At 58.5% G+C, this 24,776-nt stretch carries 15 protein-coding genes and 1 pseudogene; 9 read left to right on the top strand and 7 right to left on the bottom strand.

The window, feature by feature from the left end; translation table 11 throughout:
* Positions 1-56: 56 nt before the first annotated feature.
* Positions 57-1,535 (top strand): sulfatase family protein, encoded by a 1,479-nt coding sequence (locus TRL7639_RS04060; RefSeq protein WP_085796247.1) that lies wholly within the window; start codon positions 57-59, stop codon positions 1,533-1,535.
* 345 nt (positions 1,536-1,880) lie between these two features.
* Here TRL7639_RS04060 and TRL7639_RS04055 read toward each other — a convergent pair whose 3' ends face one another.
* The 4 genes from TRL7639_RS04055 to TRL7639_RS04040 form a co-directional block, all read right to left on the bottom strand.
* On the bottom strand, positions 1,881-3,398 hold the full coding sequence (locus TRL7639_RS04055) for an adenylate/guanylate cyclase domain-containing protein (protein WP_085794495.1): 1,518 nt from the start codon (positions 3,396-3,398) through the stop codon (positions 1,881-1,883).
* A gap of 209 nt (positions 3,399-3,607) precedes the next feature.
* Entirely contained in the window at positions 3,608-4,147 is a 540-nt protein-coding gene (locus tag TRL7639_RS04050; RefSeq protein WP_085794494.1) for a hypothetical protein, read from the bottom strand.
* Positions 4,148-4,230: 83 nt separating this feature from the next.
* Positions 4,231-4,842, bottom strand: a complete 612-nt coding sequence (locus tag TRL7639_RS04045) for a (d)CMP kinase (RefSeq protein WP_085794493.1) — start codon at positions 4,840-4,842, stop codon at positions 4,231-4,233.
* Between the two features lie 95 nt (positions 4,843-4,937).
* Positions 4,938-6,149: a serine hydrolase domain-containing protein gene (locus tag TRL7639_RS04040; RefSeq protein ID WP_085794492.1), complete on the bottom strand. Its 1,212-nt coding sequence runs from the start codon at positions 6,147-6,149 to the stop codon at positions 4,938-4,940.
* A gap of 156 nt (positions 6,150-6,305) precedes the next feature.
* On the opposite strand from TRL7639_RS04040, the gene TRL7639_RS04035 reads away from it, so the two are divergent.
* On the top strand, positions 6,306-6,491 hold the full coding sequence (locus TRL7639_RS04035) for a hypothetical protein (RefSeq protein ID WP_085794491.1): 186 nt from the start codon (positions 6,306-6,308) through the stop codon (positions 6,489-6,491).
* A gap of 16 nt (positions 6,492-6,507) precedes the next feature.
* On the opposite strand, the gene aroA is transcribed toward TRL7639_RS04035, so the two are convergent.
* Together aroA and TRL7639_RS04025 are read right to left on the bottom strand one after the other, a co-directional pair.
* Positions 6,508-7,854, bottom strand: coding sequence for a 3-phosphoshikimate 1-carboxyvinyltransferase (gene aroA, locus TRL7639_RS04030; protein ID WP_085794490.1), 1,347 nt, complete (start codon positions 7,852-7,854; stop codon positions 6,508-6,510).
* 201 nt (positions 7,855-8,055) lie between these two features.
* Positions 8,056-8,898 carry a LysR family transcriptional regulator gene (locus tag TRL7639_RS04025; RefSeq protein ID WP_085794489.1) on the bottom strand — a complete coding sequence of 281 codons (843 nt, stop codon included), beginning with the start codon at positions 8,896-8,898 and terminating at the stop codon, positions 8,056-8,058.
* Positions 8,899-9,051: 153 nt separating this feature from the next.
* On the opposite strand from TRL7639_RS04025, the pseudogene TRL7639_RS04020 reads away from it, so the two are divergent.
* The 7 genes and pseudogenes from TRL7639_RS04020 to TRL7639_RS22995 all read left to right on the top strand — a co-directional run.
* Positions 9,052-9,469 (top strand): annotated as a pseudogene (locus tag TRL7639_RS04020) (ATP-binding cassette domain-containing protein); the annotation flags it as partial.
* A gap of 150 nt (positions 9,470-9,619) precedes the next feature.
* Entirely contained in the window at positions 9,620-19,990 is a 10,371-nt protein-coding gene (locus tag TRL7639_RS04015; RefSeq protein WP_085794488.1) for an Ig-like domain-containing protein, read from the top strand.
* A gap of 122 nt (positions 19,991-20,112) precedes the next feature.
* On the top strand, positions 20,113-20,775 hold the full coding sequence (locus TRL7639_RS04010; RefSeq protein ID WP_085794487.1) for a response regulator: 663 nt from the start codon (positions 20,113-20,115) through the stop codon (positions 20,773-20,775).
* Positions 20,772-22,109, top strand: a complete 1,338-nt coding sequence (locus tag TRL7639_RS04005) for a sensor histidine kinase (protein ID WP_085794486.1) — start codon at positions 20,772-20,774, stop codon at positions 22,107-22,109. Before TRL7639_RS04010 ends, TRL7639_RS04005 begins: the two co-directional genes overlap by 4 nt.
* A gap of 101 nt (positions 22,110-22,210) precedes the next feature.
* Complete coding sequence (locus TRL7639_RS04000) at positions 22,211-23,494, top strand: ferredoxin reductase family protein (protein ID WP_165759738.1); 1,284 nt, start codon at positions 22,211-22,213, stop codon at positions 23,492-23,494.
* Positions 23,495-23,630: 136 nt separating this feature from the next.
* Entirely contained in the window at positions 23,631-23,831 is a 201-nt protein-coding gene (locus tag TRL7639_RS23000) for a hypothetical protein (protein WP_085794484.1), read from the top strand.
* Between the two features lie 11 nt (positions 23,832-23,842).
* A complete protein-coding gene (locus TRL7639_RS22995) occupies positions 23,843-23,998 on the top strand; it encodes a hypothetical protein (RefSeq protein WP_165759737.1) in 156 nt (51 codons plus the stop codon).
* A gap of 66 nt (positions 23,999-24,064) precedes the next feature.
* On the opposite strand, the gene trmB is transcribed toward TRL7639_RS22995, so the two are convergent.
* Positions 24,065-24,775 carry a tRNA (guanosine(46)-N7)-methyltransferase TrmB gene (gene trmB / locus TRL7639_RS03990; RefSeq protein ID WP_085794483.1) on the bottom strand — a complete coding sequence of 237 codons (711 nt, stop codon included), beginning with the start codon at positions 24,773-24,775 and terminating at the stop codon, positions 24,065-24,067.
* Position 24,776 lies beyond the last annotated feature (1 nt).

The raw sequence follows: 24,776 nt of genomic DNA, 5'->3' as shown, positions 1-24,776 counted from the left end.
AGATCGGGCAGGCCCGTTCAGGGCCTGCTTTTTTGCGCAACGCGGAGGGCAGCAGCATGAACGAGCACACCAATTTCCTGGTCATCATCTCGGACGAGCATCGCAAGGATGCGATGGGCTGTGCGGGCCACCCAATCGTAAAGACGCCTAACCTGGACGCCTTGGCTGCACGGGGCACAATGTTTGATGCGGCCTACACCCCCTCTCCCATGTGCGTGCCGACACGGGCCGCCCTGGCCAGCGGTGATTGGGTCCACAAGACGGGTCATTGGGACAGCGCAACACCCTATGCGGGACACCCACGCAGCTGGATGGGGCATTTACGAGATGCCGGGCGCGAGGTGGTCAGCATCGGCAAGCTGCATTTCCGCTCGGGCGAGGATGACAACGGGTTTTCCGAGGAAATCCTGCCGATGCATGTGGTGGGCGGCGTCGGCTGGGCCGTGGGGCTGCTGCGAGAGAACCCGCCGCCTTATGATTCAGCCGCCGAACTGGCGGGCGACGTGGGTGTGGGATCGTCGACCTACACCGACTATGACCTTGCAATCACCGATGCGACCGAGGCTTGGCTGACCGATCCTGTGCGACAAGACCAGCCCTGGGCGGCTTTTGTTTCGCTGGTCAGCCCACACTACCCCCTCACCTGCCCAGAAGAATGGTCGGCAATGTATGACCCTGCCGATATGGATGTTCCGGTGGGCTATGGCAAAGGCATCCCCGACCACCCCGAACTGCGCAACATCAAGGACTTCTTCCACTACGACGACTATTTCGACGAGCAGAAGATGCGCGAGGCCAAGGTTGCCTACTACGGTCTGACGTCCTTCATGGATGACTGCGTCGGTCGCGTGTTGAAAGCGCTGGAAGAGAGCGGGCAGCTGGAAAACACGGTGGTCCTGTATGTTTCGGACCACGGCGACATGATGGGGGATCAGGGGTTCTGGACCAAACAGGTGATGTACGAGGCCAGCGCCGGCGTGCCGATGATCGCTGCCGGACCCGGAGTTCCCGCCGGGCACCGGGTGGCAACCTGCACCAACCTGGTCGATATCGCGGCCACCGCGCGCGAGGTCTGCGCGGTGCCCGAGGACGAGGCCAGCGCGGCACTGCCAGGCATATCCCTGCGCGCAGTTGCCAATGCGCCGGATGATTTGGATCGCACCGGATTCAGCGAATATCACGACGGCGGCTCCAAGACTGGCACGTTCATGGTGCGGTGGGGACACTGGAAATACGTGCATTACGTGGGCCATTCACCGCAGCTTTTTGATTTGAACACGGACCCGCATGAACAGGTGAACCGCGCCATGGACGGCGTCAATGACCCCGAGGTCCAGGCAGCCCTGATCGAAGGCGAACGGCGCCTGCGCGAGATATGTGATCCCGACGACGTCAACGCCCGCGCCTTTGATGATCAGCGTCTCAAGATCGCAGAACTTGGTGGCGAAGAGGCCTGTCGCACGGCCTTTGTGTTCAACCACACGCCAACACCCGTTGAGCAAGCGGAGTTGAACAGGCAAAAGAACACGCATTGACGTAGGGTCATGAGTGGGAAATCGCCAGTTCGGGCTGTTTGCAAGCGCCTTTTCCGCTTTGGACTATGGAAAACCTTAATTGAACCCTTCGTTCCGGGGACATAGGTACGTCCGGCAGATTGCCTCCCCGGACTGGATTTTGACGATGTTCCGACGGCGGCACGGTCTTTGCACTGCAAGGATCAGATACACCCGCCGTGGACTTTGACGTCCTGCCATCACTCACGAACGGCGGGTTGGGCCGGAGCGCCGAAAGGTTGCTCCGGCCTCCTCTCTTTTTGACAAGAACATCACGCTCGGATCAGGCCGCGTTGGTTGCCAACACTTTCGTATGTCAGACAAGCGCTAAGTTGCAGCCTGCTTTCCAGACAACCACCAGGTCTCTACCTCGCCGAGGCCTTTGACGTCGACCTGCCCGCGTCGAACAAATTGGTACCCCGGTTCCAGCTCTGCTTTGACCTCTGCAGTGACTTGAATACGGCCCGGTTCCCCGAGGCTTTCCATTCTGGAGGCCGTGTTCACGGTCTCGCCCCAAACATCGTAGAACAACTTTCGGTTCCCGATAACACCAGCCACGGCCGGACCTGCGTGAAGCCCGATGCGAACCTCCAGACCCTCGGGAAACTCGCCAGACATCTCGGTCACGACATGCTGCATGTCCAGGGCCATCTCTGCCACCCGATGGACCGGGTCCCCAACCGGGGACGGCATTCCAGCGGCAACCATATACGCGTCCCCGATGGTCTTGACCTTTTCCAGCCCGTGTTTTTCCGCCAGCTCATCAAAGGCGCTGAATATCTTGTTCAGAAAGCCCACGACATCCTCAGGCGGCAGAGAAACGGCCCTGGGCGTGAAATCCACGATGTCGGCAAACAGGATCGCCACCCTGGGCAGGCTGTCGGCGATTGTGCTGTCCGGTTCAAGCTTCAGGCGGGCTGCTATGTCGGCAGGCAACAGATTGTACAAAAGCGCCTCGGACTTGGCATGCTCTTTTGCCAGCTCTGCGCGCTGGCTTTCGACCTCTTGATAAAGATCACCAAGCTGCTCACTCGTGGCGTTGACATTGCCGGCCAATTCACCGAGCTCATCCCGGTTTGGAACTGAGACACGGGCGTCGAAGCCCCCTTTGGCAACTGTATCCAACGCATGTCCGATCCGACGAACCGGCCAGACCAGAGAGGACGAGATGGCATAGCCCAGCAAGAGCGATATGCCAACGGCGACCAGTGCCGAAGTGACCACCAATTGGCGCGAGGCCTGATAGGCCACAGCCGTCGACCTGGCCCGGGCGGCCATGTCTCTTTCGATGCCTTGCACAACGGTATAAACATCGCGCTGAATGCCGCGCAGCGGTTCAAACAGTTTTTCCATGGCGAATGGGGCTGCGACCGGCTTGCCCTCTTCGCGACGCAGGCGTTGCACCTCGATGGCATGTGGCCGGAGAATGGCCAATTCAGACCGAAGGCGCGCAACAAGGTCCGCGTCCTGCATGCCAGTTTGGCCGAAGTGTCGAACGCCCTTGGCAACAAACAATTGAAGGTCGCCAACACGGGCATCAACCGGGGCGCCAAAAAATCCACCTGCCCCGGCATTGTTGAGCTCATAGGGTGTGTATTGCCCCAAGGTCATCGCGATCAGATCGCCGACATATGCGTGGATCTGGGTGAAATATTCGATGCGCTCCTGATCTCGGATCAATGCTTGGGTGCGGGCGTTTGACTGTTGCAGAGAATAGAGCCCAAAGAGCGCCAGGGCGACAAGCAGACCGGTGATGCCCATGAATGCGATCAGCAGTTTGGAGCGGATCGACAGCCCAATCGCTGCAACGCATCGGGTCAGAACATTGGGTTGTTTGGCCACCATGGGAAGAATTCCTTGGGGGAAATTCAGAAATAAAGCTGCGTCCAAGTATGCCCTTTTGATCGGGTTTCGCAAAATGCGGTCTCTTTCGGGGCCGTTACCCACCCTGGAGAATTAGAGACACCGGTACAAACAACGCCTGCGCGACGCCATGTTTTGCTCTGCAGATATGCAACGCCGACAACAAGCGCCGACAACCCGCTTGCGTCGGCTTAGATCTCTTCGCCCTTCTTGAGCAGTTCCTCGATCAGAGCGCGTTGCAGATTGCCGCTGTCCCCGCCGCCGTATTGCGCGGCGCCGCCCGAATAAAGCGTGCCGTAGGTTTTGGCGATGTTGACGGTTTGCGCCAAGCCCGAGATGAACTGATCCTTTTCCAACGGCGACAGCGGGTGAATGAAAGCAGCCCAAAGCGTGCCATTGGCGATGGCATAGCGCGCGTCCAGTGCGCTGTCGAAATTTGCCTGCATCATCCGCTGCAAATCGTCCTGAGTCAGCTCATCCGCGCGTCGGATTGGGACCATGGCGCGCATACGGTCAGCCACCGGGTCGGTTACCACGATGATCGGCACGCCCGACACCGAAAGCTCAAATCCCGGGCCGCGGGGTTGCGCGCTTTCGTCCAGTGCGAAGATGATCTTTCCCAGACGCTCATAAGTCATCGGCTCTTCGGCCTGGGTTTCTTCTTGTGCATCCTGAGCCAAGGTCGCGGTTCCCAGCAATAGCATCGACAAAAGCAGAACAAGACGGAACATGGCGCACCTCCGGGATTGAGTTTCCCCAAGCCTAAGGAGGTGCATCCTTATGAGCGATACACAGGTTGGTGATCGTTTGAGCCTTACCTAGGCAGCTTGGTCTGCACGGCTGCAATCGCAGTGGCCAGCGCATCTTCGATCGACAGGTCGCTGGTGTCCACCAGCACCGCATCCTTGGCCGGGATCAGCGGGGCTTGCGCGCGTTCCATATCGCGGGCGTCACGCTCTTTGACGTCTGCCAGAACCTGTTCACGGCTGATGTCCGAGCCTTTGCCCGACAACTCGAGATAGCGACGCTCGGCGCGCACTTCGGGCGTTGCGGTGACATAGAGCTTCACCTCGGCCTCGGGGCAGATCACGGTGCCGATATCGCGGCCGTCCAGGACGGCGCCGCCGTCGCGGCGGGCAAAGTTGCGTTGAAAGTCGACCAATGCCGCGCGCACCTCGGGGATGACGGCCACCTTGCTGGCGGCCTGGGCCACATGGGCCGTGCGAAGGTCACCCCGGTCCAGATCTTCGGGTGTCAAAGCCAGCGCCGCTGCCTCGGCCCCCTCGCCGTCCATCGTGCGGCGACCCACGGCGCGATAAAGCAACCCGGTGTCCAGATGGGCAAAGCCGAAATGGGCCGACACGCCCTTGGAAATCGTGCCCTTGCCGGCCGCAGCCGGGCCGTCGATGGCTATGGTGAAACGCATGGGTGCCCCCTGTTTTAGGTCTGCCCCACCTTATTTGACCTGCGCCCGTCTTTGGCAATCCCCGGCACAGAGTTTTCCGCACCGGGGTCTGCGGCTTAGTCGCTGGTCAGGGCGTCATAGACCGCGTTGCGCAAAACCGGGCGGTAGAATTCACGCTGGTCGGGGTTCTGGATCATGAAAACGACGGCCATGTCCTGCACCGGATCAACCCAGAAATACGTCCCGGCAAAGCCACCCCACCACATGTCCCCGACCGAGCCTTTGCCGGTTCCCGCCTCGGTTTGGCGGACCGCAAAACCGAGGCCAAAGGTGTTTTCGTCGCCCAGCAGGTCATAGTTGCCAGGGCGCACGCCCTGCAGGTGATCTGCACCCATATCAGCCACGGTCTCGGGTTGCAGGATGCGGACCCCATCCAGCTCTCCCCCGTTCAGCAACATGCCGACAAATTGCAGGTAATCGGGCGCAGTGGACATCAACCCGCTGCCACCCGAGTGATAGGCGGGCTCGATCATCGGATCGAACATGAACCCGTGCTGCCCCGGCAGGGCAACGCGATCAGCCTTGTCCTGCGGAACATGGAAGGCGGTGTCGGCCATGTCCAGCGGATCGAGAATCTCGACCTTCAGAAAAACATCGAGGCGTTGGCCCGAAACAACCTCAATCACATGGCCCAGAACATCGGTTGATCGTCCGTATTCCCAGGCCGCGCCGGGTTCATGTTCCAAGGGCAGGCCCGCGATCAAACGAGCGTGGTCACCGGTGCTGACGGTGGTGTCGAGCAGGTTGTGTTTCTTGTATTCGTCGCGGGCGAATGTATCGCCAAAAAAGCCATAGACGATGCCCGACGTGTGCCGCAGCAAATCACGCACGGTGATCTCGCGCTCGGGCTCATAAAGTCCGCTGACTTCGATCAGCTTGGTGTCGGAAAACTCGGGGATGTATTGGCTAAGCGGTGCATCGAGGTCCAGTTGCCCCCGCTCGACCAGCATCATGGCGGCGACCGAGACGATGGGTTTGGTCATCGAAAAGATGCGGAATATGTCGTCGATCTCTTGCGCAGTTCCATCGGGCGCCCGCTGCCCTGTTGCATGATGCAGCGCCAGTTTGTCATTCCGCAAGATCGAAACGGTGCCGCCCAGAATGCGCCCCTCGGCCACATCATTGTCCAGCATCTGTGCAATGGCTGCCACCTTGTCCGGATCAAAGCCGGCCTCGGCCGGGTCAACCTGATCGAAGGCGGTGGCCCACGTTGGCAAAAGTGCAAACCCGGTGATGGTCAGCGCCTGGAAAATGGATTGTTTGAACATTCATCTCTCCCTGATTGCGCCTGTTCAATGTGGCGCCTTCAGAGTGTAACATGAAATTTGAGTTATCGTTCACTTATTTCCCCGTTGATCGCACGATTGCGAGCCCAATGTTGAGGCTGTAAAGAACGTACACTCACTCCAACTCAAGAGACTGTCATGGATATCTGGTTTTACGTCGGCATCGGCCTGATCCTTTGGGCGATCAAGGATCTGCTCATGGGCTACACATACCTGTGGGAGCCCGTAGTGCGAGACGAGGATCCCTGGACCTATTGGACCGTTCTGCTGGTGTGGTTCGTGATCGGTGCGGGCACCGTGATCTGGTCGCTCGGTTACGTCTAAGCCACAGCGCGGGGGGTTAACCCCGCGCGACACTCGCCCCAAGGCTGGCCATCAGTGGCTCAAAAATCGGGAAGGACGTGGCGATCGGGCCACCGTCATCGACCGAGACCGGCGCTTGCGCGCCCATGCCCATCACCATGAACGACATGGCGATGCGGTGATCCAGGAAGCTTTCGCAGGTCCCACCTCCTGGCACTTTGCCAATGCCCAGACCGGTGACCGACCACCAATCCTCGCCCTCATCCACACTCACACCATTGGCGCGCAGGCCACGCGCCATGGCGTCGATACGGTCGCTTTCCTTGACACGGAGTTCTTTGACACCCGCCATCATGGTTGTTCCCGTGGCATTGGCGGCAACAACGGACAGCACCGGATATTCGTCGATCATCGAGGCCGCGCGCTCGGGCGGCACCTCGATGCCCTTCATGTTGGGCGAGTAGCGCGCGCGCAGGTCCGCAACCGGCTCTCCGCCCTCTTCGCGCTCATTCTCATAGGTCAAATCAGCCCCCATCTCGCGCAGCGTGGTAAAGAGCCCCGCGCGTGTCGGGTTCAGGCCAATACCAGGAACCAATACATCCGAACCCGGCGTCAGCAGAGCCGCACAAACCGGAAACGCTGCCGACGACGGATCACGCGGCACGGCGATCACCTGCGGTTTCAACTCAGGGCGTCCGGTCAGAGTGATCACACGCCCCTCGTCGGTGTCCTCGACCGTAATCTCGGCCCCAAAGCCTGCCAGCATCCGTTCGGAATGATCGCGGGTCGCTTCTTTTTCGATCACGACAGTCTGGCCCGGCGCGTTCAGACCAGCCAGCAGCACAGCCGATTTCACCTGCGCCGAAGGCACCGGCACCTCGTAACGCACCGGCACCGGGTCTGCCGCACCCACGATGGTCATCGGCAGACGCCCGCCTTTGCGGCCCACCGTCTGCGTACCAAACAAGGCCAGCGGATCGGTCACCCGGGCCATGGGACGGCCATTCAGGCTGGCATCTCCAGTAAAGGTCGCCGTGATCGGGGACGAGGCCATCGCCCCCATGATCAGCCGCACGCCAGTGCCAGAATTGCCGCAATCGATCACATTGTCCGGCTCGGCAAAGCCGCCCACGCCCACGCCATGCACCGACCAACTGCCGTCGTCATGTTTGATCACTTCGGCCCCAAACGCGCGCATGGCTTTGGCGGTGTCCAGCACATCCTCGCCCTCGAGCAGGCCGGTGATCCGGGTTTCGCCCACAGCCATCGCGCCCAGGATCAACGAACGATGCGAGATCGACTTGTCGCCGGGCACCTCGGCCACACCACTCAGCGGACCGCAAGGGGTCGAGGTCATCGGGATGGGCGTGCCGTGTCCAGACATGGGGTGGTTCCTTTTCGTGCGGTCAGTCTCAATCCGCTTACCCAATTGCCCCCGCAGCGTCCAGCGGCAAAGGTGGTTTGGGGGTCGCCCAAGCCCTTTGGCCTTGGGGCTAGCGCCCGGAAGAGACTTCCACGGCTACGATCTCGAGCGCGCGTCTGGTTCAACGCATCAAATCGCTAACGTTGGCATTGTCTTCATGCCCTACAAATACAACTCTGCTTTCAGAAGCTTTTCAAACTGTCTTACAACCATCGGCGGGTCGTCACTGGCCGTGACACACTCGATCCCAAAAACTGGCAGTTCAGGCAGTCTTGAGTCCTGAAAGAGCATTGAAGCATCAGGGCAATCTCTCTCTGGGACTGCTGCAATTGCCATCCCACACGTCACCGCAGCTCGGACCCCTTCCAGCGTTGTACAAGAAAAGACAGATCGCCAGGATATTTCTTTTTGTTCCAGTGCGCTCCGGACCGATCCAAAATATGCACAAGGACGCGCCACATGAGCGATTGGCAGATCTTCAGAAAAATCCACTGCCAAGTCAGGCGACTTGATCCAAACCAATCTAGCTTCCAGCGGTGTCTTCTTACTTTTCTCCTCGGACGGAAAACGCAAAATAGCGAGGTCTAGCCGATTGTCATCGAGTGCTGCTTTGTGGTGCTCTGATAGTCCAGCATCCAGCTGTATCGTGACGCGGGGTCTGCTGAGTTGGAAATCCTGAATCACGCCTGCGACCCGCGGCAGTAGATGGTAGTCGTCAGGGACGCCGAGTCTTATCGATCCACCGGTCCTATTTGGAAGAAATGCGTCACTCAACCTTTCTTCGGCATAAACGACGTCTTTGGCATAGGCGATAAGATCCTGCCCTGCCTTGGAAATCTCGCACATGCGCGTGGTTCGTTGAAAAAGATGAACCTGAAGATGGTCTTCAAGCTTATTGATGTGCCCGCTGATCGTTGATTGGCTCGCACCAAGTCGCTCTGCAGCAGCTGAAAAACTGCCGAGCTCGGCAACCGTCAAAAAGCTTTTGAGTTGTCGTATGTCCATTTATTTATCGCAAACCTCAATAAGTTTTTCAGGATTTGCCGATTAACTTCAATAAGTCAACCCTCTAAGGTGCCCTGAACTTAGTCTGTGATGATTTAGAGCTTGCTTAGCGCTGCCCCTCGCGGCCGCAAGTTTACTGATGGAGGAAGCGCTGTGAGTTCTACAGCACAAAATGCGTTCGTCCCGTTCGGGCGCTTTCCAAAGAGGTGTAACGGCGAAACATGGGTTGCAAAGGATCCAAATCTTGAACTGCCAAAGGGGATTTCATGACATTGCTTGGGCCATCAGGTTCAGGGAAATCAACATGTCCAATGATGTTCTCTGGTTTTGAGACAGCGACACGCGTTGAAATCCTACTGGACGGCAAGCCGATCAACGATTTTTCGCCGCACAAGCGCGCCCTCGGTATGGTGCAGGTGGGTGCTTTTGGCAATCGTCATCCAGCACAGCCATCCCGCGGCCAGCAGCAGCCAACAGCTCTGACGCACGATCTGAGCACCACGACTGTACACGCACCCGTGATCCGACGGACGCGCTGACGCTGTCAGATCGTGTTTTTGTTTTCAACGATGTTGACCCTGGATCCAGTCGCAAGTAGCTGAAGCCGCCCCGAAAATTCCACTTTTCATTCAGCTTCAGTTCAGTTGCTGATTCTAATGACTTGTGACAATCACCATCCCCCCGGACGACCCACTGCCCGACCCTGACTGAAAGCCCCAAAATGGCCCGCGACTTTACGACTGACACCGAAATCTTTGCCGCTTACGAAGCCTACGCCCGCGATGTGATGAGCGGGCAGGTCAGCCTCGATCTGACCGATGTGCGGCTGTACGGCGTAGATGCCAGCACGATGTCAGCATCCGAGGCCCAGGCCGATTTCACCAGCATGGCAGCGATGTTGTTGTTTGGCGAACAGGGCGTTGGTGGGGCTGCGCCGTCTGCCGTTCGGTCCGTGCGAGAATTTGAGCTTCAGTTGGCGGAAATGTTTGCGGGCAGCCAGGGGTTGTCCACGGCTGGCACGCAACCCACTGCAAGCGAATTGCAGGCACGCGCTGCAACTCTGGCGGACAACATGTTGGCAGAATTTGACGCTGCTATCGCCCAAAACGCGTCCAACGGCAGTATTTTGCCAAGCACGGATGCTGAACAGGACTTGTTCCGCGGGTCGATTGGCGAGGCGATGCGTGCCATGACCGAAGCGCGGGATGTTTATGGCAACATCCTGTCGGGCCAGGCGGGCGCCGCCGACATTGGCGTTGCGGCTGCCGCGACCTTGCGGGCCGCGACCACGCTGTTGTCCGCTTTGCCCTTGCCGCCCGCCGCCAAGGCCGCGGCCAATGTTGTCAACATTGCAACCTACCTTGTGCCAGGGATCATTGCGGCCGCAAAGGGTGACGGCGATCCAACCGAGCTGTTCACGATTGCCGTCCAGACCGTTACGTCTATCCTCACCTGGGGCGTCAGCGACTACGTCTTCGATTACATCCTGCCTATTGCGATATCTGCCGGGGTTAATGCGCTTGACGGATCGGGCGGGCAGGTTGATCTGTCCCCAACCGCGATCAGTCAGGGCCTGATCGAAGCAGCGGTGCACAACAATGGCGGGACGTTGCCTGATTGGTGGTACACCGCGGGCGGAAGCGACGGAGAGCAATTCAATCAGGCAGCCGACCAAGCCAGGACCATCGCAAGTGCGCTGACGACCATGTCAACCAACCTTTGGCAGAAGATTGCTGCCCAATACGGTGACGCGGATTTTTATCAGGAACTTACGCTGACGCTGCATCCGAACCTCGGCCCACAGAAATATATCTTTGCCCGCGTCAACGGGACTGCCTATCGGCCGGCATTCATCGACTTTTTCGATGGTACAACTGATCCGTGGTCGATGATCGAGCAGGTCGTCGGTTTTAACCCATTCACCGGATCGAATTACGCCAATGCGGCAACCGATGTACGCACTGGCGATGCCCTCTATATTCTTGAACACGGGACGGCGCAGACGTCTTTCTCGGACAATCGGGACACGGTAATTACCTATGAAGGGCAAAGCTATTCGCTCCTTGGGGGCGATGATAGATTTGTCCTGCGCCAAGACGTGGACGGACGCCCCGGAAACAACAGCAGCAACCATTACGCAACGGCGGTCGCAGCGACGGTGGATGGTGGGGATGGGACTGATGTTCTGGACCTGACCGCGCTGACAGGTTCGGCCACTGCCGGACATGGCGGCGATCTGATCGTGACCAGTTCGACCGTATCTATCATGCTGGCCGACACGTCCACGATTACCTCGAACAACACCCGTGTTCTGGTGAACTACACGAACTTTGAGGGGATCGAGGTTGGGGATTTGCGGCTTGCCGATTTCCGCGACGCGACCAAGGGTATCAAGCTGTCGACCGTGGACTCCACGACATCGACCGACGCAACCAACATTCTTGGTAGCGACTTTGGGGACACGTTCATCATCGACACATCGCGGTTGATCAATGCACGGGTCAGCAACACAAACAACGGGCTTGTGTTCTCGCACTACTCGGACACGTCGCAACAGCTTGTCACAGTCGATGCAGGCGCCGGGCATGACTATGTCGCGGGCGAGTTGGTGAACGGCGCAACTTATTATGGTGGGTCGGGTGTTGATACGTTCGAGATACTGCTGCCGGACAATGTCTCCGACGCCTATTTCTTCACGTCGTTGGATCTGGAGACTGGGGCAAGCCGACTTGGATGGGCGTTCAAGCAAGACATTCCGTGGTTAACAACACCACCACCCGACCTGGTCGAACACATTGATACAGGCGCCACGGTCCAAGGGTTTGAGTGGGCTGTCGGGTCGGCAGCTAGCGATGTCATTTATGCTGCCAATGCAGGTTCCCGGATTTTGGGTCAGGCGGGTGACGACCAGCTGGTCGGGCGCAGCGGCAATGACCAGCTTTTGGGCGGTCTGGGCAACGATACCTTGTCAGGGGGCGAAGGCGTCAACCGTCTGGAAGGTGGCGAAGGCGACGACATCGTCACGTCCGGAGCGGCGCAAGATGTGATTCTGGGTGGTCTGGGCAACGACCACATCACCGATGCGGGCGGTGACAACCTGATTGTCACAGGTCAAGGCAATGACACGGTCATCGCGGGGTCGGGCAACGACGAAATCATGGCTGCCTCCGGGAACAATGTCATTGATGCGGGGGATGGAGACAACACCGTCACGGGTGGCGGCGGCAATGATAGTGTAACGACCGGGACAGGTTCAGATGTGGTGCGGCTTGGAGCCGGGTTGGATCATGCGACAACCGGCGAGGGTGACGACCATGTGACGGATATCCTGGCCTTCGACCCATGGACCGTGGCCAGTGCGGACCGTGCCTTGACCGGTGCTTTGATTGATACCGGCGGCGGATATGACGTCGTCACTCTGGACGCCGCTGGCGAAACGGTTCGGTTCGAAGATCACGCGCGCTTCAACGCCGAGCGTTTTGACTATGACATCCTGATGGGGTCGCGGTTCATCGCCGGGCAGCAATTCACACCAGACGAAACCGGCGTTTCGGGCACGTATCACCCAATCTATGACTACGATGAAGTCCGGAACGCTGAAGAAATCATACTGACAAACGGCACGTTTGTTGTCGATCTGATCTCTTACGCAGACCTTGGAGAGGACTTCAGGTCGACGATTGATCGTTACAATATCCATAACACGGTCCAGACGTGGGACAATGACGATCTGGTCAACCTGGGAGCAGGCAATGACCGGTTTTACGTCAACCTTGGCAACGACACGGTGGACGGGGAAGAAGGGACCGACACGCTCGATTTCAGCCGGCTTGCGGCGGGCCATACTTTTGCTCTGTCCGCAACGACGACCACGGCGCCGTGGTCGATCAGCATTTTCGACAGCTCTGGCGCCCTTGTGGGCAGCGATACGGCTGCCGGTTTCGAGAATGTCGTGGGCACGGGGCAGGACGATGTCATCGTTCTGGATGATGGCGCCAATGTAATCACCGGTGGCGCAGGGGATGACACGCTGACCGGTGGCGCAGGCGCGGATCGATACGTCTTTGGGACGAACGACGGCAACGATACACTCACGGATCTTGCCTTGGGCGAAGTGCTGGAATTTCATGGGACCGGATCCAGCGCTTCGCCCGCCGTCGTTCGGACGGGCTCGGAGGGTAGCTACGCCTACGTGGTGACATTCGACCAGACGACTGTGCGGTTCTCTTCGGCAGACTTGCTGGACCTGAACATGGCAGCCACGCAAACAGGCGGTTTGACCATCTGGACAATGGAGGTGGTCGATGGTGCCGTGAAGGCAACGGACGATGCCGGAACGGGATATGAGACAGACGAAGACACCGTTCTGATCACCGCCGACACGCTTTTGAATGACATTGATCCCGGCGTGTCCGATGCGGCCATCGTCGCGTTTGCAACAACCAGCGCGCGCGGCGCATCCGTGGCGTGGAATGCAGACTCCGGCACGTTCACCTATGACCCCAGCGGGGCATTCGACTATCTGGCCGTTGGCGAAAGCACGACAGACACATTCACCTATACGCTCGGCGATGGCGTCACAACCAGCACGGCCACCGTGACGCTTGTGGTGAATGGGGTGAATGACGCGCCGACCCTCGGGGCGGATACGGCCACGGTCAACGAAGACGCCGTGATCGATATCGACGTACTGGCCAACGACACGGACACCGACACGTCCGACATCCTGACTGTCACGTCCGTGACGGACGGGGCGCATGGGACGGTGACGCTTAACGACAATGGCACTGTGCGCTACGCGCCTGCTGCAGATTTTTATGGCACCGACAGCTTTACCTACACCGTCTCTGATGGCCAAACCACAGTCACGGAAACAGTAACCGTAACCGTCGCCCCGCAACCGGACGCGATTGCGGCGACACCGGATCCGGTCAATCTGACGGTCATCAATGGCAATCGCACGGTCGCCCTGTCGCCGCTGGCAAATGACAGCCACGCCGACGGCACGCTGAGCATCACCGGGGTGGGGCAACCGGGCAACGGGTCGGCGACCTTGAATGCAGACGGAACGGTCAGCTACACAGCGAATGCCGGTTTCGCTGGCGAAGACAGCTTTACTTATACGATCCTGAGCACATCCGGTGCGACGACAACTGAAACGGTAACAGTCACCGTTCAGACGAACCTTGCTCCTGTTGCGGGCTTCCGGCTTGCCCCGCGCGGGACAGAGGACAGCCCGATCACGATCGACCCACTGTCCTGGGCCTCGGACCCCAATGGCGATGCGCTGAGCCTTGTCAGCGTCGGCCCAGCATGGAATGGCGCGGCCCAGGTCACACTGAACGAAAACGGCACTGTCACAGTCACGCCCAATGCCGATTACAACGGCTACATCGATTTCTATTACACGATCACCGACGGCGAGCTTGAGACCAGGAGTTTTGCCAGCGTGTTTTTTGAAAACACCCAGGACGCCCCCGTCGGCGTGGACGATCACATCGGCGTCGATCCAGAGGCTCGGTCGTGGTTGAATGTGCTGGGGAATGACACGGACGCGGACCGTATTTTCCCCGGAAATCAGATGGAAGCGCGCCTGATCACGGGCGTCACGGCCGTTGGTGATACCGCCGACAATGCAACCTTCGAGCTCGGCAACAACGGCATCTGGGTTACGCCCAACCCCGGCTTTATTGGAACGCTGACATTCACCTATACCCTGCGCGATTCAGGTGGGTTGACCTCAAGCGCAACTGCGACGGTCTATGTTTCAACGCTCCCGCAATTGATTGCAGATGGGTATGCGATCCAAGAAGATTCCGGGCAGCATATCTTTGACGTACTTGCCAATGACAGTGATGTGGACAGCGGCCAGACACTTACGATTACCGCTGTGTCCGGGGCCGTCGGCGGGACTGTGACCATCGTGGATGGTGGTAAGAACATCTCGTACACTCCGAACGCTGACTTCACCGGGGTTGAGACCCTCACCTACACCGTCAGTGACGGGCTGCGCGAAGCCTCGCAAACCATCACGGTGACGGTTAACAACACCGCGGACACTCCGGTGGCTGGCGATGACGCTGTTACGACGGCGGAAGACACGGCCGTGACCATCGATGTGCTTGCCAATGACAGTGATCCCGGAACAGCTGTGCTGACCATTGCAGCAGTGGGTGACGCAACCCATGGCCAGGTCACAATCTCCGGTGGTCAGCTGATCTATACGCCAAATGCCGATTTCTTTGGGACCGACACCTTCACATATGACGTCTCGGACGGTGCGGGCGGCATTGAGACTGCCACTGTGACCGTCACGGTGACAGCGGAAAACGATGCACCTGTGGCCGCTGATATATCGGCGACCATACAAGAAGATGGCACCTACAGCTTCAACCCTCTCGCTGCCGCGTCTGACGTTGACGGCGACACCGTATCGCTGGTGCGGGTTGGCACGGCGGCACATGGGCTCGCGCGTTTGAACGAGGACGGAAGCGTCAGCTACACGCCCGTGGAAAACTACGCCGGCTCTGACAGTTTTACATATGTCATCACCGATGGGGTCGCCGAAACCGTTGTGACCGTGACACTGACCGTGGCCGAGGTAAACGACGCGCCGGTCGCATTGAATGACGCCGCAACACTTCAGGAAGATGGCACCCTGACATTCGATGTCGTTGCCAATGACAGCGATGTTGATGGCCAGAGCCTGACAATCATCAGCGTTTCGGACCCCGCCCATGGCCAGGCCAGCTTTGACGGGCAGACCATCACATATACGCCCAATGCGAATTTTCACGGGACCGAAGTGATCACCTATGTCATCTCGGATGGCGCGGGTGGGACATCCTCGGCCACGCTGGACGTTGTTGTCACCCCTGTCGCAGATGCGCCTGTGGTTGTGAACGACACCAGCACGGGTCAGCAAAGCGAAGTGCAGAACGTCAATGTCCTTGCCAACGATACCGACGCGGACGGGGACGTGGTGCGGGTCGTTTCGTTGAACGGGACGGCTGTGACAGCAAATGACCTCGTGGAATTGCCCAGCGGGGCCTTTGTGCAGCTGAACGCTGATGGGACCGTAAGCTATCTGCCGCTTGATGCGTTTCGCGACCTGAATGCATCGGGTGTTGCGACGGAAACAGTGACCTACGCCATCCAAGACAGCACCGGTCGGGTCTCGGAAGGCACGGTGACCTTTACCATCAACGGGGAAAACGACGCCCCCGTTGCGATTGATTTCACCCAACCATCGCCTTTTGCCGAGCGGTCGGTCGTTTCGATCGCGGCAGGCTCTGCCTTCCGCGATGCGGACGCTGGCGATGTGCTGACCTTCTCGGCGACATTGGCGGATGGCACGCCCTTGCCTGCCGGGTTGGAGATTGATTCAGCAACGGGTCTGATCACCGGCACACTTCCTGCAAATTCGTCCGGCACCAGCGGGGCAGACAGTGTCTTGACCATTCGTGTGACCGCTGACGATGGGACCGACACCGGCACGCTTGATGTGCAGATTACGCTGCAAAACGTCAATGACGCTCCCACGTTCGACACGCCGCCGACCCGGCTTGAAGTTACCTCGGATGCAGAGACCGCTTTGGATCTGTCAGGCTTGAACCTGGCAGACGTGGACAGTCCTGTTGTCACCCTGACTCTATCCGTCGACGCCGGGCACCTGACGGCCACCGGCGTAACGGGGGTTTCGGTTGCCACAGTAAACGGAGCGCTGGCCCTGACCGGCACGCCCGCGGCATTGAACGCCTTTTTGGCGGGTGGCGTCAAATTTGTTGACCCCGCAGATGTGGCCGGAGGCCTAAGTGCCCAACTGACCATGACCCTGACGGATGATAGTGGGGCGGAATTGCAAGAGATCGGGCCTGTTCCGATTGACGTCACAAACGTGGACGACATCACGCGGGTTGCGGGCACGCTGACCGCGCAATCGGGGGCCGAAGACACGGCCATTGCGCTTGATTTTTCTGGCGTCACGCTCACCGATACCGACGGCCTGACGGTCACCCTGAGCGGCGTACCGGCCTCCATGTTGTCCGCAGTCGCCGCAACCGGAATCACAATCGCGACTTCCTCTGGCGACAGTTTGACCCTGTCGGGGTCGACAGCGGATATTTCGGCGTATCTGGCGACCATCGGTAACATCACCTTTACGCCGCCGCCCAATGCCAACGGAACCTTTGGTCCACTTGTGGTCACGGCAACCGGCCTTGACGGTTCCAACCCCGTGACCATTGGCGAGATCGGGCTTGAGATCACGCCGGTGGATGACCCGGTCACGATAGGTGGTCTGGCCGCCAATCAGGCTCATATCGAAACAGTCGTTTCGACCCCGGCAGAGGCTTTGACCGCCAGTGCCGTGGATTATGACCTGCTCAATGGCGGTCAGGGGGACTATTCCGGTACATCCGTTGTCGTATCAGCACGGGCCGGAGACGCGCCGATCTTTGGCATCGGACAAAGCGAGCTGATCACGACCCAACCGATTGACGGGACAAGCTGGGCGCTCATTGCTGGCGGAGAACGCTTTGGCACGTTCCGCTTGGACACGACCAATGGCAATCTGACGGCACGTTTCGACTTTGGTGACGGGGCCGGAACACCAACAACCGATCTCGTGAATGCCGCCTTGCAACTTGTCACGTTTGAAACCGGGCAGGAACGGCTATATGGGTTTGGGACAACCGAGCTGACATGGAGCTTCCTTCGCGCGGACGAAACGGTTGCTCAAACAGCGCATACGGCGATCTCTGTTCAGTTCATCGACGATCCTGTCACGATCTCACTGCCCGAGACGCCGATCACCCTGGCCGAAGGCGACTCCGCGACTGCGGCGTTTGCAGGCGTCGAGCTGTTTGACCCGGATCTGGCGGGCAATTGGACGATGTATTTCAACGTCGAGGTTGGTGAGCTTTCCATTCGTTCGGACCATGGCCTGTCTGCCCTTGTTGTCCAGACCGATCCGCAAGGGGGGTGGGCGTTTGGCGGCGACATGGCCACCGCTTCGCAAGTGATCCAATCTGCGCTGCTTTACACTGCACCGGATGAATTGACATCTGCCACGACAACATCGCTCACCATCCGGGTCGTACCGCCCGGTCACGACCCTGCCTATGGTTTTGTTTTCGAAGTGCCAATCGCACTTACCCCGGTCAATGACGCTGCCCAATTCTCGGGCGATCTGACGGCTGCCATGAATGAAGACGGCACCACATTGAGCGGGCAGATCGTTGTTTCCGACATTGACGGCCCTGATGCGCTGATCGCAGGGCGGGTCTTCGGGGCGCAGGGTTTTGCAGACGTTACTGCTGATGGCCAATGGCACTATACATTGACGGGCCTGTTCCCGAACCTTGATCCGGGTCAAAGCGTGACCGACACGTTGATGGTCACGGCTGCGGACGGCACACAGCATGCCTTGTCGATACAGATCAATGGGGTATCCAATTCATTTCAGGGCACTTCCGCAGCGGATGAACTGATCGGTACGCGGCTGGACGACACCTTCCAAAGCTCAGCCGGAGATGACGTGATCCGTGGCGGCAGCGGTCTTGATACGGTGCTTTTCACCGGCGCTGCCGACGAGTTTGTGTTCCATGTGCAGGATGGCGCCCTCGTGGTGACAGACACCGCCAGGCAGACCAATGGGGATGAGGGCGCAAATACTCTGTTCGATATCGAAGTCCTGGACTTTGCTGACGTTTCACTGGACGTAAACGTCACGAAAAACGGCGGAGAAACCACATCGGTGATCGTATCAAACGGCGGCAACACGACGTTCAGCTGGGCGCTGTTGGACGACGGGCGCAAGGTTGCAACCACCTTCGAAAACGGTCAGCGCGTGGGTCAGTCCGTCACCGATGGCGTAGGGGCAAACGACACAGCGACCTGGAGCCAGTATGTCGACACCTTCAACGCAGATGGCACCATTGCCACTCGGCAGTACGCATTTGACGCAGGTGGCAGCAGGACTGACGTGTTCGAATACGAAAATGGCCAGCTCACGGGTCGGACCGCCACCGATGGCGCAGGCGAGGAGAGCACAGCGGCCTGGAGCCAGTATGTTGATACGTACAACGCAGATGGCACCCTCGCCACCCGGCAGTACACATTTGACGCAGGCGGCAACCGGTCCGAAGTGTTTGAATACGAAAATGGCCAGCGCACGGGTCGAACCGTCACGGATGGCGCGGGCGAGGAGAGCACAGCGACCTGGAGCCAGTATGTCGACACCTTCAACGCAGATGGCACCATTGCCACTCGGCAGTACGCATTTGACGCAGGTGGCAGCAGGACTGACGTGTTCGAATACGAAAATGGCCAGCTCACGGGTCGGACCGCCACCGATGGCGCAGGCGAGGAGAGCACAGCGGCCTGGAGCCAGTATGTTGATACGTACAACGCAGATGGCACCCTCGCCACCCGGCAGTACACATTTGACGCAGGCGGCAACCGGTCCGAAGTGTTTGAATACGAAAATGGCCAGCGCACGGGTCGAACCGTCACGGATGGCGCGGGCGAGGAGAGCACAGCGACCTGGAGCCAGTATGTCGACACCTTCAACGCAGATGGCACCATTGCCACTCGGCAGTACGCATTTGACGCAGGTGGCAGCAGGACTGACGTGTTCGAATACGAAAATGGCCAGTTCACGGGTCGGACCGCCACCGATGGCGTAGGGGCAAACAACTCAGCCGACTGGAGCCAGTATGTCGACACCTTCAACCCAGATGGCACCATTGCTACCCGGCAGTACACATTTGATGCAGGTGGCAGCACGTCGACCGTGTTCGAATACGAAAATGGCCAGCGCACGGGTCGGACCGTCACCGATGGCGTAGGGGCAAACAACTCAGCCGACTGGAGCCAGTATGTCGACACGTTCGATACGAATGGATATTTGGAACTCCGCACATTGCTCATGGATAACGGAGATCAGATCGAGACCAAGTACGTAGGTGGCATTCGTGCCATCAGAACAACCCATGATCTCTCGGAGTCAGCGGATTTCGAGACCCAAACTGAGTACTTTGACAGCACTGGCGCTCTGCTTTCTGTCGAACACGTTTGGGACATTGTTTAATGTACGTTGTCAAAGGATCGACCATACAAACGAATAGGTGGCCGCAGTGGGGCCATCATTCAGTTCCGGTTCAGATTGTGCCAATAGACGTCCAGCACTGATGGTTTACCGGTTGGAAAGAAATGCGAATTCTATTGATTGAGGACAATCCGATGCTCGGGGCTGCTGTAAAAAAGCACCTCGCTCAGCGAGGATTGGCCGTGGATATGTTTCGAACGCTCGCGGAAGCGGACGAAGCGACCTATACAATCGAGTATGCCGTAATTTTGCTAGATCTCTCGTTGCCAGATGGGCACGGCCTGAATTTTCTGCGAAGCATTCGCAAGCGCAGCATTCAGACACCTGTCATCATCGCGACAGCTCAAGACAAGATCTCTGAGCGGATCGAAGGGCTGAATGCAGGTGCAGATGACTACTTGATCAAACCCTATGATCTTGATGAGCTGTTGGCCCGCATTCATGCGGCCATTCGCCGATCTCATGGAAATGTCAAACCGGACTATGTGTGCGGACCAGTGGCCATTGATCTTTCTCAACGCCTTGCGTCTGTCACCGGTCAGCCGGTGAGATTGACGGCGCGAGAATGGGCGGTCCTTGAGATACTGGTTTCAAAATCGGGCAAAATCGTAAGCCGTGCTGACCTTGAATCCAGCCTGTATGATTTCGACTCCGAAACCGAAAGCAATTCGGTAGAGGTGTTCGTCAGTCGGATTCGAAAGAAGCTGGGCAAGGATTTCGTCAAGACCGAACGCGGTCTGGGTTACAGGATAGCCGCCACTCAATGACTGCAAACCGCTCCATTTCGCTCAAGCTGTCCCGCTCGCTTATTCTCGCCATGATTGGCATATGGCTGGCTATGGTCACCTACGCGATGTTGCATGCCAACCACGAACTGGTCGAAACCTTCGATTACATTCTCTTGGAAAACGCGATCAGAACCCTGCCGCTGGCGTCCGAGATCGCACAGGGCAATGTATTGCCGCAGGTGGTCGTTGACGTACCCGAGATCGGCGAGTTCGCTGATCTGGCCGAAGCACTCGACTTTGCAGTCCTTGATGCGAATGGCGCAGTCCTCTTTCACAAGGCCGACGTGCCCCTGCCCGCCACGCTGGAACCCGGGTTTTCGGACACGAACGGGGCCCGAACCTTTGTCCTGATGGATCCAGCTGGTGGTTACGGGGTCGCGGTGCTGGAAACTGCGGGGTTGCGCACCTATACGCTGGTCGAAATCCTGCCGTCCATGATCATTCCCTTGCTGGTGGCTGTGCCGATCATGGCCGCATTGGCCTATGTTCTGTCGCGCAAAGCCTTGGACCCGATCCTGGGCTTTGCCCGACAGATCGGGCAGCGTGATGGTCGCAACCTCAGCCCGATTCAGTCCATCGACATCCCCACCGAACTGGACCCCGTCGCGACCGAAGTCGAACGGTTGCTCGCCCGGGTTCGTGCCGCACTCGAGGCAGAGCGCAGCTTCAGTGCAGAATGCGCCCATGAGCTGCGCACGCCGCTTGCCGGTGCGCTGGCAAGCGTTCAGGCCGCCCGAGGCGATGGTACGGAAAAACAGGTGGTGCTTGATCAGGTTGAAACATCCCTGAAGTCCCTTGCCAGTTTGGCCGAGACGCTTTTGCAGAACTCGCGTTTGCAGCACGGCTTTGCTATCTCGGACAAGGTGATCGACGTGGTTCAGGTGATGGAGGTGGTCCTGGCCGAGCCTTTTTTCTCTACTTTCGAAAACGACCGCTTTGACGTCGAGTATCCCGAAGAGCTGAAATTGCAGGTTCACATGGATGCGGACGCTTGCGCCATCGCCCTGCGCAACCTGATGACCAATGCGCTGCGCTACAGCCCGCCCAATTCGATGGTTCGTATCCGTATCGAAGGCCGTACCTTCGAAGCGATCAACGCAGGTCAACGTATCCCCGCGGACCTGTTGGAACGGCTTGGCGAACGCTTTACGCGCGGCAATACGCAGACCAGCGGCACCGGGCTGGGGCTGGCAATCACGAGAGCGGTGATGGAAGACATCGGCGGTAGCCTTGAGTTACGCTCACCTGCGCCCAATCAGCCCGACGGATTTTCGGCGAAACTGATCTTTCCGGAACTGGAGCCGCAGGAATGAGCGCTCATTGGCGTCTGCGCCTTGCTACACTCGTGCTGGTCATCCTCGTTCTGGTGCCGGTTCCGCTTGTGATGGCTTCATTTGACAGCCCGTCTGAACAGATGCTCAGCCATGCGTTCGGTACCGTGGCGCTCATGTCCATGGCGCTCACGGTCATCCTGTCGGCACGCCTTCGTGTTATTGATGTGGTCTTTGGCGGGCTCGACAAGAACTATGTCGTACACAAATGGCTTGGTCTCACGGCCTTTGCCGCGATGCTGGTACACGACACCTTCGAGGCCGAGGTCAAGGGAGTGCCGGATCTCTTTGGCCTGCACGAGCTGGCCTCTGATTTTGGTGGCTGGGTCTACAACAGCCTGCTTGTCTTGATCGCGGCCACGTTCCTCCACGTAATCCCCTATCGCTGGTGGCGGCTGAGCCACCGTTTCATGGTCGCGGTCTTTGTCCTGTCGATGGCCCATTTCGTGCTGATTCCCAAACCCTTAGCCTTGCAGGGTTTCGCTGGCCTGTATCTTCTGGGGTTCTGCGGACTTGGCCTGATCGCAGCTCTGTTTGCTTTGCGCCCGCGGTCTATCCCTGCACCTACGCCGTACGTGGTAACGGATGTGCAACACTGTGAGCAGTTCACTCAACTGACCCTCTCGCCAAAGGGGCGCCCTTTGCAACACAAGGCGGGTCAATTCGCGTTCTTGCAACTTGAAGGGAGTTCTCGTCGCGAGGCGCATCCTTTTACCATCGCATCTTCGCCACAAGAGGACGGCAGCATGCGCTTCATGATCTCTCGTCGCATTGGATGGACAAATGGGGAGCTCCGGAAAGTCACATCAGACCAGACCATTTGGATTGATGGCCCGTACGGGCAGTTTCTTCGTCGGCCTGGATCTTCACGCCAGGTGTGGCTCAGCGCCGGGATCGGGGTTACGCCGTTTCTCGCATGGGCTGCAGAGGGTCTGCGCCCCGAGAGCCACGTGGACATCGTGCATATTTGCAGATCGCGTGCAAATGCCCCCGACCTGAGCGCACTTGAAACGTTTGCGGGCAACCATCCCGAAACCGTGTCGCTGAAAATCATCGAAACCGAGCGAACCGGTAGACCAACACCCCATCAGCTCATGCGTTTTATGCGCGACATTCCCGGCAAAGTTGATTTGTATTTTTGTGGCCCCAGAACATTTTATGACGACGTCGCGCAAATCTGTCGCGACGCGAAAAAGGGACAGTTCACCGTGCACCACGAAGCGTTTGAGCTTCGCGGCGGATTGCGGTTGCCGACGGGTTTACGCCAGCATCTTGTAACGCTTGGGGACGGATTAGGAATGACGCAATGGCTGCCTAAGTCTTTGCGAACCACCGCCGACACGCGGGAGAAGGTTCCTGACCAGTAAGTCAAATCGGTATACATCTGAGATCAGGCATATTCAAACTGGATGCGTAAGACAGACGCGTCGTCAGTCCTTCATTCCAGATCAAGCCGCCCGGTTCATCGCAGAATGTGTTGTGCTTGTTGTACCCACGCGAGGCATGGGCCTGCATCTGTACCAGCAAGACCTTCGCCATTTCGCTGACCTGCGCTTTAAACACAACTCAAGCAGGCAATTTCAAATGGGCTGCTCTGACTCTTTCCGCACCAGCGATGCGGCGTCGCCCGAACTGCAATCCCCTTGGCAAACAATCCGCGAGGCCTTGATTGACAAATTCATGGCAAGTGGGGCTTTGCACTGACAAAAGCAGATTTGACCAACGGCAACAGCAGCGCCCTTCGTCTTTTTGTTCTGATTGGTCAGAAAATTGGTGACCCGCATGAGACGGCGGCGCAGACTTTTCCTGTAATCAAACACACCACTGAGACCCGCGAGTTGCGCTACGCAAACAATGCCGCCGCGACTTAGGACGCGCAACGGGTAGAACGTCTCGGACGTCACCTCGAATGTCAAAACCCCAACCTGGCGATGCCGTCACCCCTGCCTGCGGAACGTCAGATAGTGGGGCACCCGGCCCTCGCGCAGGGCCTTTTGCTCATAGCGGGTGGAAATCCAATCCTCCCACGACACGCGCCAATCGTCCGGGCGTTCGGCCAGCCAGTCAAAACCCGCCTTGGGCACCTCTTCCAGGGTCTGGCGGACATAGTCGGGAATGTCGGTGGCCACCCGAAGGATCGCGCCGGGTTTCATGACGCGGGCCAGAGGCTCCAGATGTTCGGGCGTGACAAAGCGGCGGCGGTGGTGGCGGGTTTTGGGCCAGGGATCCGGGTAGAGCAGGAAGGCCTTGGAAATGCTCTGATCAGGCAGCACGTCAAACAGATCGCGTGCGTCACCGGGATGCACGGCCAAGTTGTCGACGCCTGCCTTGCGGATCTTGCCCAAGAGCATCGCGACGCCGTTGATATAAGGCTCGGCTCCGATGATGCCCACGTCGGGGTTGCTGGCGGCCTGATGCACCAGATGCTCGCCACCGCCAAAGCCGATTTCGAGCCAGACGGGCTTGCCGCCGAAGAGACCATCCAGATCCAGATTTTCGCGCGTGGGGTTTTCGTCCCAGGCGACAGCACCCGGCGCAAGGGCGGCCAGGTCTTCGTCCAGATAGGTCTTTTGGCTTTGCTTCAGGGTCTTGCCCTTGAAGCGACCATAAAAGTTCCGGCGGGGGCGGTCTGGGTGATCGGTGCTCATG

Origin of the sequence: Falsiruegeria litorea R37, assembly GCF_900172225.1 — a bacterium.
Classification (GTDB): Bacteria; Pseudomonadota; Alphaproteobacteria; order Rhodobacterales; family Rhodobacteraceae; genus Falsiruegeria; species Falsiruegeria litorea.
Note: the sequence above shows the minus strand (reverse complement) of the source record. Positions and strands in the feature narration are given on the sequence as shown.

What these genes read in the sequence shown, in the direction of transcription:
- TRL7639_RS04045 (WP_085794493.1), bottom strand. Translation starts at nt 4,842, where the DNA reads ATGCGTTTCACCATAGCCATCGACGGCCCGGCTGCGGCCGGCAAGGGC.
- TRL7639_RS04005 (WP_085794486.1), top strand. Translation starts at nt 20,772, where the DNA reads ATGACTGCAAACCGCTCCATTTCGCTCAAGCTGTCCCGCTCGCTTATT.
- TRL7639_RS04035 (WP_085794491.1), top strand. Translation starts at nt 6,306, where the DNA reads ATGGATATCTGGTTTTACGTCGGCATCGGCCTGATCCTTTGGGCGATC.
- TRL7639_RS04060 (WP_085796247.1), top strand. Translation starts at nt 57, where the DNA reads ATGAACGAGCACACCAATTTCCTGGTCATCATCTCGGACGAGCATCGC.
- TRL7639_RS04025 (WP_085794489.1), bottom strand. Translation starts at nt 8,898, where the DNA reads ATGGACATACGACAACTCAAAAGCTTTTTGACGGTTGCCGAGCTCGGC.
- TRL7639_RS04055 (WP_085794495.1), bottom strand. Translation starts at nt 3,398, where the DNA reads ATGGTGGCCAAACAACCCAATGTTCTGACCCGATGCGTTGCAGCGATT.
- trmB (WP_085794483.1), bottom strand. Translation starts at nt 24,775, where the DNA reads ATGAGCACCGATCACCCAGACCGCCCCCGCCGGAACTTTTATGGTCGC.
- TRL7639_RS23000 (WP_085794484.1), top strand. Translation starts at nt 23,631, where the DNA reads ATGGGCCTGCATCTGTACCAGCAAGACCTTCGCCATTTCGCTGACCTG.
- TRL7639_RS04050 (WP_085794494.1), bottom strand. Translation starts at nt 4,147, where the DNA reads ATGTTCCGTCTTGTTCTGCTTTTGTCGATGCTATTGCTGGGAACCGCG.
- aroA (WP_085794490.1), bottom strand. Translation starts at nt 7,854, where the DNA reads ATGTCTGGACACGGCACGCCCATCCCGATGACCTCGACCCCTTGCGGT.
- TRL7639_RS04000 (WP_165759738.1), top strand. Translation starts at nt 22,211, where the DNA reads ATGCTCAGCCATGCGTTCGGTACCGTGGCGCTCATGTCCATGGCGCTC.
- TRL7639_RS04015 (WP_085794488.1), top strand. Translation starts at nt 9,620, where the DNA reads ATGGCCCGCGACTTTACGACTGACACCGAAATCTTTGCCGCTTACGAA.
- TRL7639_RS04010 (WP_085794487.1), top strand. Translation starts at nt 20,113, where the DNA reads ATGCGAATTCTATTGATTGAGGACAATCCGATGCTCGGGGCTGCTGTA.
- TRL7639_RS04040 (WP_085794492.1), bottom strand. Translation starts at nt 6,149, where the DNA reads ATGTTCAAACAATCCATTTTCCAGGCGCTGACCATCACCGGGTTTGCA.